This window comes from Streptomyces sp. NPDC006385 (genome assembly GCF_040612485.1).
Classification (GTDB): domain Bacteria; phylum Actinomycetota; class Actinomycetes; order Streptomycetales; family Streptomycetaceae; genus Streptomyces.
Window position 1 is genome coordinate 93,394 of sequence record NZ_JBEXQG010000006.1, and the last position, 12,908, is coordinate 106,301.

Sequence of the window (12,908 nt, forward strand, 5' to 3'; positions counted from 1 at the left end):
AGCGCACCGGAGTTGCGGCTCGACGGACTGGGGTCCGACGGGCTGGAGTCGCGTCTCGATGAGCTCGAGTCGCGGTCCGGCGGACCAGGTTCACGGATTGCTTCAGCCCGCGACATCGAACCCCTCCCCCGTGAGTGCCACGAACGCGTCCTCAAGAGAGGCCCGTTCGACGCCGAAGCCGCGGACACGGACGCCCGCGGCCACCAGCGCGGCGTTGAGCTCGGCGAGATCGCGGTCGGGTGGCTCGGCGGTCACCCTGTCGTCCTCGATGACGACATCACCGGCGCCCTGCTCCTTCAGTACCCGTGCCGCGTCCGCGGTGTCGGGCGTGGTCACGAGGAGCCGGCCGCGCATCCCGGCCGCCAGCTCCGCCACCGCCCCCTGGGTGATCAGCCTGCCCTGCGCCATCACCGCCGCGTGCGTGCACACCTGCTCGATCTCGTCGAGGAGGTGGGAGGAGAGGAAGACGGTCGTGCCGTCGGAGGCCAACTCGCGGATCAGCGAACGGATTTCCCGCATGCCCTGCGGATCGAGACCGTTGGTCGGCTCGTCCAGGACGAGGAGTCTGCGCGGCTGGAGCAACGCGGCCGCGAGCCCCAGACGCTGTTTCATGCCGAGCGAGTACGCCTTGGCCTTCTTGCCCGCGGCGGCCGCCAGGCCCACCCGGTCCAGCGCGGCCGCGACCCGATCGCGCCGGGTACGCGGATCGGCGGTCGGGTCGGCGGAGTCGTAGCGGATGAGGTTGTCCCGGCCGGAGAGGAAGCCGTACAGGGCGGGTCCCTCGATGAGCGCGCCGACGTGTGGCAGTACGGCGCGAGCGGCTCGGGGCATGGGCTGCCCGAGCAGACGCGCGGTACCCGAGGTCGGCTCGATGAGGCCCATCAGCATGCGGATGGTGGTGGTCTTGCCGGAGCCGTTCGGCCCGAGGAAGCCGAAGACACTGCCCGCCGGGACGGTCAGATCAAGACCGTCCACGGCGAGCTGCCCGCCGCGGTAGCGCTTGGTGAGCCCGCGAGTGGCGATCACCGCGCCGAGGTCGGCGCCCTGGTCGCCTTGCTCGACCTGAACGACCTGACCGACCTGACCGACCTGACCGACCTGCTCGGCCCGAGCGATCCGATGAGCCTGCTCGGCCTGCTGGGCCTCAGCGATCGACGGGGCCTGCGCGGCCGGAGCGATCCGCTCGGCCTCGTCGGCCTCGTCGGCCTCGTGGCCATGGCCGGCCCGATCGACCTCGTCGGTCTCCGCAGCGGGCAGTTCCTCCATCGGCTCCTCAGGCTCCTCGGTTCATGGCGCGCGTACGGCGATCAGCCCGAGTCACTTACTCGAGTCGGCCGCCTTCACGAGCGCGTTCTTGTCGACCGCACCCACGTAGACCTTGCCGTCGTCTGTGATCAGGGCGTTGATCAGCCGGGTCTTGAAGACCGTGCCCGAACCGAACTTGCCGCTGACCTTGTCGCCCAGGGAGTCGAGGAAGCCACCCATGTCGCCGCCGACCTCGGCGCCGGAGGGAACGCCCTCGCCACCGGTGTCGAAGACGGCCACGGAGTTCCAGCCCTCGCCGATGACCTCAGGGCCGTCGGACGCCTTGCCGGGCTTGCCCTCGGCCTTCGAGCCGCCGAACTCCTTGCCGAACTCCTTGCCGAACTCTTTGCCGAACTCCTTGCGGAACTCGTCCTCGGACTTCGGGGCGCCGTGCTCACCGCCCGCCCCTTCCAGATCGCTCTCCTCGGTGACCTTGGCGCCCTTGGGCGGGGTGAAGTCAAAGGTGGAGGCGGCCGGCTTGGCGAAGCTGACCTGGGTGAAGCCCGCGTCGACCACTGCCGAACCGCCGCTCGACGGGGTCAGCGTGAACTTCAGCGGCATTCCCGTCTTGGCGTCCACGGCGACAGTTATCGCGCCGACCGTGGTCCCGGACTGCTTCGGCTTGATGAGCAGCCGGTACGCGTCGCGACCCGCGACCTGGGCGGTGCCGTCGACGGTGACGGACGTGGTGTCGTCGACCGCCTTCAGGGCCTCCTCGGTGAGGTCCTTGGGCGTGGCCGGGACCTCTTGCGACCGCTCGAACCGCTCCGAGTGCTCCTTGTGAGCCTGGGGCTCGTCGGCGGTGCCGTGGAAGACCTCGTTCGACTTGCTGTCGTAGCCCCAGACGTCCTTGCCGTTGTGGATGAGGCTGTACTCCGAGGCGTTCTCCAGCAGGGAGAGCTTCTGCCGATCCGGCCCGTCGACGGCGACACGCAGCGTGTGCGTGCCGGAGACGAGCTCGGTGAGCTTGGCCGAGGGGTCGGCGGACGATCCGTCACCGGACCCCGACCCCATGGCGCCGGAGGTGAGGCTCGACTCCAGGCCACCGAGGTCGGGCAGGCCCAGATCGGTGCTGATCTTCACGGTGCCGGACAACCGCTGTACGTCCGACTTCGCGATTTTCTCGATGAGTTGCTGCGCGGTGATCTTCGGCAGGTCCGGGTCGCCGGAGTCGGCGATCGCCGGGACCAGCCCGATGGTCGCCGCCGCGACTCCCACGACGGTGACGGGAACGATGTACCGCGCGGCCTTGCGCCGCCCTGCGCGCAAGTCGTCGACCTCGTCGGCGGTCGTACTGTCGTCGGATGCGTACGGTGCCATGTGTGCCTTACCTCCGTCGTCGGCGGCGGCTGCCCGTCTCTTCTCCCCGCCCGAGAGTCTTACGACCCCGCGCTGGTCCACCCCTGAGCCGCCATTCTCACCCGAATCGGTGAGGAGTGGTGATGTCCGTGGTTTCCATCTGACCAAATCGGCCAGGGAGATTCGTCAACCTTCGGAGCCAACTCCGCGTACACCTGCGGTATGACACACGAAGGCTGGGTCTCCCCCAACCCGTAGGGGTCGGCGGGGAAGACGCCGCGATGCACGCCACGCCACCGCGCGGATCAGACGTTTCCCGAAGCCGATCAGCCGCTCGCGCAAGCCCGTCAGCCCTGCAGGCCCAGGAGGTGGTGCCGTGCCGTGCCGGAGCCGGTCGGGGCGACGCCGCCGACGGTGTTCAGCCGCACGATCTCGTGCGGTGCCGACGAGCAGGCCGTGTGTGGCGTCAACCGGGCTGAGTGGCCTTCAGGCCGCGTCTTCGATGCGGCCCCAATGTGCACTGAATCCAGACACGTGGCGAGTCACACACATCGACAGCCGCTTCCGGGCCGGCCCCGACGCGTGGGTCCAGGGGCGGCAGCCACTGGCGAGGGCGAAGGGACGGACCCCCTTCAGGGGGACCGGGCAGGGACTGGCAGAGCTGGCAAGGACTGGCAGGACTGGCAAGGACTGGCAGGACCGGGCAAGGACTGGCAGGACCGGGCAAGGACTGGCAGGACCGGGCAAGGTCGCCGGGGGGCGAGCCCCCTACCCCGCCCGATGCACCACGGCGTCGCACAACTCCATCAGCGCGGCCTTGGCATCCACATCCGGCAACGGAGCCAACGCGGCCCGCGCCTCCTCCGCATACCGCACCGTGTCCCGCCGTGCCTGCTCCAGCGCCGGGTGCTCCCGCAACGCGGCCAGAGCCTCCGCATGCCGCGCGTCGTCACTGAGGTCGGAGTCCAGCAGCTCGCACAGCGCGACGTCCTCCGCCAGCCCCAGCCGCTCGGCCCGCTCCCGCAGCCGCAGGACCGGCAGGGTCGGAATCCCCTCCCGAAGATCCGTACCGGGCGTCTTGCCGGACTCATGGGAGTCGCTCGCGATGTCCAGCACGTCATCCGCCAGCTGGAAGGCGACCCCGAGCCGCTCCCCGTACTGGGTCAGCACATCGACGACCGTCTCGTCGGCGCCCGACATCATCGCCCCGAACCGGCACGACACCGCCACCAGCGACCCGGTCTTCCCGCTCAGTACATCCAGGTAGTGCTCGACCGGATCCCGCCCGTCCTGCGGCCCCGCCGTCTCCAGGATCTGCCCCGTGACCAGCCGCTCGAACGCCTCGGCCTGCACCCGCACCGCCTCGGGCCCGAGGTCGGCCAGGATGTGCGAGGCGCGCGCGAACAGGAAGTCCCCGGTCAGAACGGCGACGGAGTTCCCCCAGCGGGTGTTCGCGCTGTCGACACCCCGCCGCACCGTGGCCTCGTCCATCACGTCGTCGTGGTACAGCGTCGCCAGATGAGTCAGCTCCACGACCACCGCCGACGGCACGACCCCCGGCGCATAAGGATCGCCGAACTGGGCGGTGAGCATCACGAGCAACGGCCGGAACCGCTTTCCGCCCGCCCGCACCAGATGCTGGGCGGCCTCGGTGATGAAGGGGACCTCACTTTTGGTGGCTTCGAGCAGTCCCTCCTCGACAGCCGCCATTCCGGCCTGGACATCGGCTTCCAGAGCCTGGTCCCGCACGCTCAGCCCGAACGGCCCGACGACGGTCACGAGGGGTCTCCTGTCTGCTGGTGTCTACTGGCGGTTACACGGTTTGTCGATAGGTCGCTGCCATCACTCAAGTCAGCGTATCCGGTCACGTTTCGATCACCGATGCCGCCCACCCGTCCACCACGGGCTGTATCGGATCAGGAGCCGTATGTTTCTGATCACCTGATAAGGCCGGACATCTATCTACTTATAGGTAAGTAGCCACCCGAGTCCGAACCAGGCAGCCGAGGCCCGACCTTGCCATGGACATGCCGCCTTGGAGCACTGCCGCCACGTCCGCCACCTCCGCAGCCTGGGCCGGCTGGGCCGCCTGGGCGACAGCGGCGCGCCGACCGCACCGCACGGCGCTCGGGGCCCACCACCTTGACGGGATCCACCCTCACGCGCATCCGCACACCCCCCTCCCCTACGACGACTCCGACGGGGCGACCCCGTACCAGCGCCCCTCGGGTACCCACAGCAGGACACACCCACGGACGATTGCCATGACAACGACGGGCACCGCATCCGAGGTTCCGTCCGCGCCGGGCACTGTTTCGAGCGCGAAGTGAGCCAGACGAGCTGGACATTGAGGCAGGACTGGCCCATCCGACCGCGCCACCCGAAGTCAGAACGAAGACCCCCTTTTCCGCTGGACACGGGAAAAACGGACTTCATGGGCGGGCAATTAAAGGCGAGTTGGAGTCATTGCCCGTTTTGCCACTTCTGTGGATGCCAGTGAGTTGAGTCACGCACGCACCGCCATCCACCTGGCCACGCACACCCCCGGCTCTCCTTGCGGCAAACGCAAGTTGAGACTTGGCGACCGCAAAGGATCAAGCGCCTTATACGCACCCGACCATGTTCAACCCGCATGACAGATGACCATGGCACTTGTTTCGGACATGTGCTCTCGCATACGTTCCCGCTCAGTCGGGCGGACGCCGAATCCTGCCGCCGCCCGAACCAGCCACCGACGTACTCACTCACGCACGGCAGGAGCGGGGGACCCAGGTAAGTCGCCGGACCCGACGCCTCGATGGCGCACGGGACCGGCTAGGGGTGAAGTCGCGCCGTCGCATGGCGACGCGGCCGGGCATCTCCCGCCCGAACCCGACAGCTCACCTCGTAGGCGCCGGAGAGGAACAGCGTCATGCCCCGAGGCAAGCACCGCCGCCCCCGCACCAACCCGCTCACCCGACGCGTCGTCGCAGCCGGAACCGGCACCGCCGCTCTCGCCCTCCCGCTCCTGAGCGCGACCAACGCCAACGCCGCACAACCGGCAAAGGCGCCCGCCGCCCTGCAGACCGCACCGCAGTCCGCGCCGTCCGCGGCGAAGGCCAAGTCCCTCACGTATACGACGAAAAAGGGCGACACGCTCTACGGCATCGCGGACAGGTACGACGCGCAGGGCGGCTGGCGACAGCTCTACAAGGACAACCGCGAGGCCATCGGCGACAACCCCCGGCTGATCCACCCGGGCCTCGACCTGAAGGTGCGGGCCACGAAGACGCCGAGCACACCGAGCAAGACGGCCGACAAGGCGTCCGCGCCCGCCAAGAAGTCCAGCGTCGCTCGCGCCACCCAGGCTTCCGCGAAGACGTACCCGAACACGCTCGACGGCTGGATTCGCGAGGCGCTGGACATCATGGCGCAAAAGGGAATTCCCGGTTCGTACGACGGCATTTACCGCAACATCATGCGCGAGTCGTCCGGCAACCCGGCCGCCATCAACAACTGGGACTCCAACGCCGTGGCGGGCACCCCCTCCAAGGGGCTCCTCCAGGTCATCGACCCGACCTTCGCGGCGTACCACGTGCCGGGCACGGTGTACGACCCCTTCGACCCGGTCGCGAACATCACGGCCGCGTGCAACTACGCGGCCGCGCGGTACGGCTCGATCGACAACGTGAACGGCCCCTACTAGACGAGGAACGGGCCGTCCGGGCTCGGACCGGCCCCTACTGAGCGAAGTCGGCCAGGCTGCCCGCGAACAGTCTCTCGAGGACGACGGCGATGCCGTCGTCCTCGTTCGAGAGGGTGATCTCGTCGGCGACCGCCTTGAGTTCGGGGTGCGCGTTGGCCATGGCGACACCGTGGGCGGCCCAGTCGAACATGGGGATGTCGTTGGGCATGTCACCGAAGGCGACGGTCTCGTGCGCGCCGAGGCCGAGATGGTCGGCGGCGAGCGCGAGACCGGTCGCCTTGGTGATGCCGCATGGCTGGAGTTCGACGGTCCCGGGCCCCGACATGGTGACGGTGGCGAGAGAACCGACCACCGCGCGCGCAGTCGCCGCCAACTCGTCGTCCGAGAGGGTCGGATGGCGCAGCAGCACCTTGCTGATCGGCTCGCACCACAGGTCGTCGCGGTGCCGGACCCGTACGGCCGGCAGGGTGGGGTGGGGCATCAGGTATCCGGGTTCGATGAGTGTGAGCCCGTCGACGCCGTCCTGGTCGACGGCCGCGTACACCTGCCCCACCTCGGCCTCGATCTTGCCGAGCGCGGTCTCGGCCAACTCCCGGTCCAGGGTGATGGACCACAGCAGGCGGTCCGCGCCGGCGTCGTACAACTGCGCGCCCTGCCCGCACACCGCCAGGCCCGCGCTGCCCAGGACGTCGAGGAGCGGCCGCACTCTGGGCGCCGGCCGTCCCGTCACGACGAGGTGCTGGGCACCGGCCGCCGCCACCAGCGCGAGCGCGTCGATGGACCGGTCCGAGAGCGTGTCGTCGCCTCGGAGCAGGGTCCCGTCGAGGTCAGTGGCGATGAGTGAATATGCGATAGGTGCGGCCATGATCAGAGAATACGGACAGGACGCCCCATCGACTCGACGCGAACCGGACGGCTGCTGTGTTCACATGTGTTGACACCTGTTCCGGTTGCGCCGCCGCTTCCCGTTCCGTTTCCGGTTCTGTTCCGACACGACAACTTCCTTCCTTTTCTTGCGATTTCACCCCCACGTGGTGGTCGCCGGCTCCTGACGGGGTGTTGACGCGGTTGAACATGTTGGTGAGGAAGATCATGAGGAAGGGTGCCGGTTCCCTTGAATGCGTTCGGAAGGACGTACGCCGGGTTGGTCATCCGTGCCCGCATGGTGCTGCCTTCGGCCGATGATCCCTCGACGCCCCGCGCGGTCCGCGGCGACCTGGTGATTCGCCCACTCGGCGACGCGGGAATTCGCACTGCCCAAGACGGGCGACTCACCCGTAACGTGTGGCCCGACCACATGGCATACGGAGCGGATGAGAGTGAGGCAGCACCCCATGCCCCCCTTCGATCTCCCCGAGGGCGACCCCTTCGGCACGCACAACCTTCCGTACGGCGTCTTCTCCCTCCCCGGCTCGGACTCCGCGCGCCGGGTCGGCGTCCGGCTCGGCGACCAGGTCCTCGACGCGGGCAGGGCGGCCTACGCGCTCGGCTCGCCGTACGCCCCCCTGCTCGCCCAGGACTCCCTGAACCCGCTGCTCGCCGCGGGCCGCACCACCTGGTCGGACGTACGGCGCGCCCTGACGGCGTGGGTGACGGTGCCGGCGCACCAGGAGGCCATCGCTGACCTCTTCCATCCACTGTCCTCGGTCGCCCTGCACCTCCCCTTCCAGGTCGCGGACTACGTCGACTTCTACGCCTCCGAGAACCACGCCCGGAACGTCGGCCAGATCTTCCGCCCCGACGCGCCGGACTCCCTGGTCCCCAACTGGAAGCACATGCCGATCGGTTACCACGGCCGCTCGGGCACGGTGGTGGTCTCCGGCACGGACGTCGTACGACCGTCAGGCCAGCGCAAGGCACCCGCCGACCCGGCCCCGGTCTTCGGCCCGTCGGTCCGCCTGGACATCGAGGCCGAGGTCGGCTTCGTGGTCGGCGCACCGTCGGAGACGGGCAAGCCGGTGGCACTGGGCGATTTCCGGGAGCACGTCTTCGGCGTGTGCCTGCTCAACGACTGGTCGGCACGTGACATCCAGGCCTGGGAGTACGTCCCCCTCGGCCCGTTCCTCAGCAAGTCCTTCGCCACGTCGGTGTCGGCGTGGGTCACCCCGCTCGACGCCCTGGAAGAGGCGCGGGTGGCACCCCCGAAGCGCACGCACCCTCTGCTGCCGTACCTCGACGACTCCGGCTCCGAGACGGGACGCGGCGGTTACGACCTGCGTATCTCGGTGGCCGTCAACGGCCACGTGGTCTCCGAACCTCCCTTCTCCACCATGTACTGGACCGCCGCCCAGCAACTCGCCCACATGACCGTGAACGGCGCCTCCCTCCGCACGGGCGACCTGTACGGTTCGGGCACGGTCAGCGGCCCGACGGAACGCGAGCGCGGGTCGCTGCTGGAGCTGACCTGGAACGGCCGGGACCCCCTTGAACTCCCGGACGGCAAGCGGACGTTCCTGGAGGACGGCGACGTGGTGACCCTGTCCGCCTGGGCTCCGGGGCCGGGTGGGGTTCGGGTGGGGCTGGGCGAGGTCACGGGGCAGATCGTGGCGGGGTGACGCACAGGACATTCGGCGGGTCTTTTCTCCTGACTCCCGCGATGGTCACCGTCATACTGGCTGGCGGTGGGAAGCGTGCCGCAGCCGGTGTCCGCGGCCCACCGCCCCGCACAGCCGCCCGCGCACCTTCCCTGACCAGGATCCGGAGCCCCCGGCATGACCGTCTGCCTGCTCCTGCTGAGCATCGTCGCCCTGACGGCCGCCGTACCCGTCCCACGAGCGCTGACCCGGGCCACCTGGCCCGAACGCGAACCCGTGGTCGCGCTCTGGGTGTGGCAGTGCCTGGTCGCCACCGTCCTGCTGTGCTGCCTGACGGCCCTGGCCCTGGGCACCGCCGCCGTCTTCGGCACGGTGCGCGCCCAGCTGTTCGCCCCGGCGCCCCCGTCGGTCACCGAGGCGTACGACCTCTCGGCCGCGCCCGCCTGGGCGGCCGCCCTCAGCCTGCTGCTGGCCTGCGGTGCCGCCTGGACGACAGCGATGCTGGTCCGCGAGCTCGTCGAGGCGCGTCGACGGCGCGGCCAGGCCAGGGCCCATCTGCGGGAACGCGCCCCCGACCTGCCCGCCGGCCTGGGCTCGGCACGTGGTCCGCTGCTGGTGCTGGAGGACGAGTACCCGGACGCCTGGTGGATGCCCGGCAACCCGCCCCAGCTGATCGTCACCACGGGCGCCCTGCACCGCCTGACCGACCACCAGCTGGACGCCGTCCTCACCCACGAACGTGGCCACGCCCAAGCCCGCCACGACTGGCTGCTGCACCTCTCCACCGCGCTTGCCACCGGCTTCCCCCGCATCCCGTTGTTCGCCCACTTCTGTGACCAGACCCACCGCCTGGTCGAGCTGGCCGCCGACGACACCGCGTCCCGCCGCTGCGGTCACCTGACGACGGCCCTGGCTCTGATCGAGCTCAACCAACACCGTGGCGTTCTCTCCTGCGCCTCCACCCACCGTCTCCTGGGCGAACGCGTCAACCGCCTCCTGCAGCCCCCGCCGCGACTGGGCCGCCGCCACCGGGCCCTCACCACGACGCTGGCCGCACTGGTGCCGCTGCTCCCCCTGCTGATCACGTTCGCGCCGGGACTGACCGCGCTGACCTGACCGCTGACCTGACCGTCGTGCAGGGGGCCACCCCTGCAGCGCCTCGTCTTCGTGGGGGCCTCCCGGGACGGCTTCGAGGTCCCGCCCCCTAAACCCAGTCCTCCGGCTCCGGCTCCGCCTCCATCTCGGGCCAGTCGTCCGAGCCGGAATCCGTATCGGGGTCCGTCTCAGCAGTCGCCCTCGAAGTCACCCCGGCGCCAGGCTCCCCACGCACCGAGCCCAGTACCCCGAGCACTCCCTCCCCATATGTCGCCAGCTTCTTCTCCCCCACTCCGCTGACGCCGCCGAGCTCGCGCACCGACTGAGGCCACACCGTCACGATCTCCCGCAACGTCGCGTCATGGAAGATCACATACGCCGGGACCCCCTGCTCCCGAGCCTGCTCGGCACGCCAGGCCCGCAGCGCCTCGAAGGCCGGTACCAGCTCCTCCGGCAGCTCGGCCACCGCCGCCTTCGACTTGCGCTCCGCGCGCCCCGAGCCCGCGGAGCCGGACCCCGACGCCGACCGCGAGGTCACCGGCTTCTTCGGCTCCTTCCGCAGCGGCACCTCCCGCTCCCGCCGCAGCACCGAGCCACTGGTCTCCGTCAGCACGAGCGTGCCGTACTCCCCCTCGACCGCGAGCAGTCCCTGCGCCAGCAACTGCCGGATGACGCCCCGCCATTCGCCCTCGCCCAGCTCCTCGCCGATCCCGAACACGGACAGCTGGTCGTGGTCGAACTGGATCACCTTGCCGGTGCGCCGCCCCAGCAGAATGTCGACGATCTGCACCGCCCCGAACTTCTGCCCCCGCTCCCGCTGCAACCGCACCACCGTCGACAGCACCTTCTGCGCCGCGATCGTGCCGTCCCAGGTCTCCGGCGGGGTCAGGCAGGTGTCGCAGTTGCCGCAGCCCGTCGGATCGGGGTCCTGGCCGAAGTAGGCGAGCAGCTGACCGCGCCGGCACTGGGCTGTCTCGCACAGCGCCAGCATCGCGTCCAGGTGCGCGGCGGCCCGGCGCCGGAACGCCTCGTCGCCCTCGCCCGACTGGATCAGCTTGCGCTGCTGGATGACGTCGTTGAGGCCGTAGGCCATCCAGGCCGTGGAGGGGAGCCCGTCGCGGCCGGCGCGGCCCGTCTCCTGGTAGTAGCCCTCGACCGACTTGGGCAGGTCGAGGTGGGCGACGAACCGCACGTCCGGCTTGTCGATGCCCATCCCGAAGGCGATGGTGGCCACCACGACCAGGCCGTCCTCCCGCAGGAACCGGGACTGGTGGGCAGCGCGCGTGCCCGCGTCCAGACCCGCGTGGTACGGCACCGCCTCGATGCCGTTGCGCGTCAGGAACTCGGCCGTCGCCTCCACGGACTTGCGCGACAGGCAGTACACGATGCCCGCGTCGCCCGCGTGCTCCTCGCGCAGGAAGTTCAGCAGCTGCTTCTTCGGGTCCGCCTTCGGCACGATCCGGTACTGGATGTTGGGCCGGTCGAAGCTCGCCACGAAGTGCCGGGCGCCCGGCATGTTCAGGCGCTGGGTGATCTCCTGGTGCGTCGCGCGTGTGGCCGTCGCCGTGAGCGCGATGCGCGGCACGTCCGGCCAGCGCTCGCCGAGCAGCGAGAGGGCCAGGTAGTCGGGGCGGAAGTCGTGGCCCCACTGGGACACGCAGTGCGCCTCGTCGATGGCGAAGACCGCGATCTTGCCGCGTGAGAGCAGGTCGAGGGTCGCGTCGAGGCGCAGCCGCTCCGGGGCGAGGTAGAGCAGGTCCAGCTCGCCCGCCAGGAACTCCGCCTCCACCACACGCCGCTCGTCGAAGTCCTGCGTGGAGTTCATGAACCCGGCGCGCACGCCCAGCGCCCGCAGCGCGTCGACCTGGTCCTGCATGAGCGCGATGAGCGGGGAGACGACCACTCCCGTACCGGGTCTGACCAGGGACGGAACCTGATAGCACAGCGACTTTCCGCCGCCGGTCGGCATGAGCACGACGGCGTCGCCGCCCGCCACCACATGCTCGATGACGGCTTCCTGTTCACCGCGGAAGGTCTCGTACCCGAAGACCCGGTGCAGCGCGGCCAGCGCCTCACTCCCGGCAGCCTCCGCCACCTCGGTCACCCTTGGCATCTCGCTGATCCCGCCCGTCGCACCCATCGTCGTGTCCCCCGTACGTCGTCCCTCGACCACTGCGTCCACGATAGGCGCCGCCACCGACAGCACCGGAGTTATCCACAGGCCGCCCCGACCGGTCTGCGTCAAGGACACGATCACCGATCACACGTTCGCGGGAGACCTGCCCGTTTCCGCCCGATAGTCTGAAGGCACCGGCGAGACTCACGTCCCATGGGAGCGCTGATGAGCGTCGCACCGAAGGCGTCCACGCCCGCTTGGCCGACCCCGCCGGAAGGCGGCTGGACCGCCGACGATCTGGACCGCCTCCCGAATCTTCCTCCGCACACGGAACTGATCGACGGGAGCCTGGTCTTCGTCAGTCCGCAGACCCTCTTTCACGAACGCGCTGTTGACTTCTTCAAGTGGCAGCTCCAGTCACTGGCCCCGGCGGAGTTCGAGGTCATCCGCGAGTTCACCATCGACATCGACCGGCAGAACCGGCCCGAGCCGGATGTGATCGTCGTGCGCGGGGACGTCGTGGAGGACTCGGAGCAGACGCGGTTCCCGGCGGAGGCGGTCCTCCTGGCCATCGAAGTCGTCTCGGCCGACTCCGTGTCCCGGGACCGCGAGACCAAGCCGCTGAAGTACGCCCGCGCGAAGATCTCCCATTACTGGAGGGTGGAGAACGAGAAGGGCCGCGCGGCGGTGCACGCCTTCGAGCTGGAGCCCACCACCCGCGCGTACACGAGCGTGGGGATCTTCCGTGAGCGGATGAAGCTGGATGCTCCCTTTCCGATCGACCTGGACCTCACCCAGATCAAGACACACCGCGACAAGGACCAGTAGCCGCACCGGCACATCACAGCGGCCCGGCTCCCCTCGGAGGGAAGCC

General features: G+C 69.6%; 10 protein-coding genes and 1 riboswitch. Of the genes, 4 read left to right on the forward strand and 6 right to left on the reverse strand.

Going from position 1 to position 12,908, the window contains the following annotated elements; translation table 11 throughout:
• Positions 1-102: 102 nt before the first annotated feature.
• The 4 genes from ABZ078_RS06580 to ABZ078_RS06595 form a co-directional block, all read right to left on the reverse strand.
• The gene (locus ABZ078_RS06580) at positions 103-1,266 is read right to left on the reverse strand and encodes an ABC transporter ATP-binding protein (protein WP_356572241.1); all 1,164 of its coding nucleotides are present in this window, start codon (positions 1,264-1,266) and stop codon (positions 103-105) included.
• A 51-nt stretch (positions 1,267-1,317) separates the two neighbouring features.
• The gene (locus ABZ078_RS06585) at positions 1,318-2,625 is read right to left on the reverse strand and encodes a DUF2092 domain-containing protein (RefSeq protein WP_356572243.1); all 1,308 of its coding nucleotides are present in this window, start codon (positions 2,623-2,625) and stop codon (positions 1,318-1,320) included.
• A 326-nt stretch (positions 2,626-2,951) separates the two neighbouring features.
• Positions 2,952-3,074, reverse strand: a complete 123-nt coding sequence (locus ABZ078_RS06590; RefSeq protein WP_356572244.1) for a hypothetical protein — start codon at positions 3,072-3,074, stop codon at positions 2,952-2,954.
• A gap of 298 nt (positions 3,075-3,372) precedes the next feature.
• Positions 3,373-4,383, reverse strand: a complete 1,011-nt coding sequence (locus ABZ078_RS06595; RefSeq protein WP_356572246.1) for a polyprenyl synthetase family protein — start codon at positions 4,381-4,383, stop codon at positions 3,373-3,375.
• 952 nt (positions 4,384-5,335) lie between these two features.
• A riboswitch (cyclic di-AMP (ydaO/yuaA leader) is annotated at positions 5,336-5,510 on the forward strand.
• Positions 5,511-5,515: 5 nt separating this feature from the next.
• Here ABZ078_RS06595 and ABZ078_RS06600 point away from each other — a divergent pair.
• Positions 5,516-6,289, forward strand: coding sequence for a transglycosylase SLT domain-containing protein (locus ABZ078_RS06600; protein WP_356572248.1), 774 nt, complete (start codon positions 5,516-5,518; stop codon positions 6,287-6,289).
• Positions 6,290-6,323: 34 nt separating this feature from the next.
• Here the strand turns inward: ABZ078_RS06600 and ABZ078_RS06605 are convergent, their stop codons facing one another.
• Positions 6,324-7,154 carry an HAD family hydrolase gene (locus ABZ078_RS06605; protein ID WP_356572250.1) on the reverse strand — a complete coding sequence of 277 codons (831 nt, stop codon included), beginning with the start codon at positions 7,152-7,154 and terminating at the stop codon, positions 6,324-6,326.
• Positions 7,155-7,623: 469 nt separating this feature from the next.
• Between ABZ078_RS06605 and fahA the strand changes: the two genes are divergently transcribed.
• Together fahA and ABZ078_RS06615 are read left to right on the forward strand one after the other, a co-directional pair.
• Positions 7,624-8,844 (forward strand): fumarylacetoacetase, encoded by a 1,221-nt coding sequence (gene fahA, locus ABZ078_RS06610; protein WP_356572252.1) that lies wholly within the window; start codon positions 7,624-7,626, stop codon positions 8,842-8,844.
• A 156-nt stretch (positions 8,845-9,000) separates the two neighbouring features.
• Positions 9,001-9,939 carry a M56 family metallopeptidase gene (locus ABZ078_RS06615; protein ID WP_356572254.1) on the forward strand — a complete coding sequence of 313 codons (939 nt, stop codon included), beginning with the start codon at positions 9,001-9,003 and terminating at the stop codon, positions 9,937-9,939.
• 88 nt (positions 9,940-10,027) lie between these two features.
• On the opposite strand, the gene recQ is transcribed toward ABZ078_RS06615, so the two are convergent.
• Entirely contained in the window at positions 10,028-12,058 is a 2,031-nt protein-coding gene (recQ, locus tag ABZ078_RS06620; protein WP_356572476.1) for a DNA helicase RecQ, read from the reverse strand.
• A 201-nt stretch (positions 12,059-12,259) separates the two neighbouring features.
• Here recQ and ABZ078_RS06625 point away from each other — a divergent pair, with 201 nt between their 5' ends.
• On the forward strand, positions 12,260-12,862 hold the full coding sequence (locus ABZ078_RS06625) for a Uma2 family endonuclease (protein WP_356572256.1): 603 nt from the start codon (positions 12,260-12,262) through the stop codon (positions 12,860-12,862).
• Positions 12,863-12,908 lie beyond the last annotated feature (46 nt).

Coding starts and splice junctions, on each gene's coding strand:
- fahA (WP_356572252.1), top strand. CDS start 7,624: ATGCCCCCCTTCGATCTCCCCGAGGGCGACCCCTTCGGCACGCACAAC.
- ABZ078_RS06625 (WP_356572256.1), top strand. CDS start 12,260: ATGAGCGTCGCACCGAAGGCGTCCACGCCCGCTTGGCCGACCCCGCCG.
- ABZ078_RS06605 (WP_356572250.1), bottom strand. CDS start 7,154: ATGGCCGCACCTATCGCATATTCACTCATCGCCACTGACCTCGACGGG.
- ABZ078_RS06615 (WP_356572254.1), top strand. CDS start 9,001: ATGACCGTCTGCCTGCTCCTGCTGAGCATCGTCGCCCTGACGGCCGCC.
- ABZ078_RS06585 (WP_356572243.1), bottom strand. CDS start 2,625: ATGGCACCGTACGCATCCGACGACAGTACGACCGCCGACGAGGTCGAC.
- ABZ078_RS06580 (WP_356572241.1), bottom strand. CDS start 1,266: ATGGAGGAACTGCCCGCTGCGGAGACCGACGAGGTCGATCGGGCCGGC.
- recQ (WP_356572476.1), bottom strand. CDS start 12,058: ATGGGTGCGACGGGCGGGATCAGCGAGATGCCAAGGGTGACCGAGGTG.
- ABZ078_RS06600 (WP_356572248.1), top strand. CDS start 5,516: ATGCCCCGAGGCAAGCACCGCCGCCCCCGCACCAACCCGCTCACCCGA.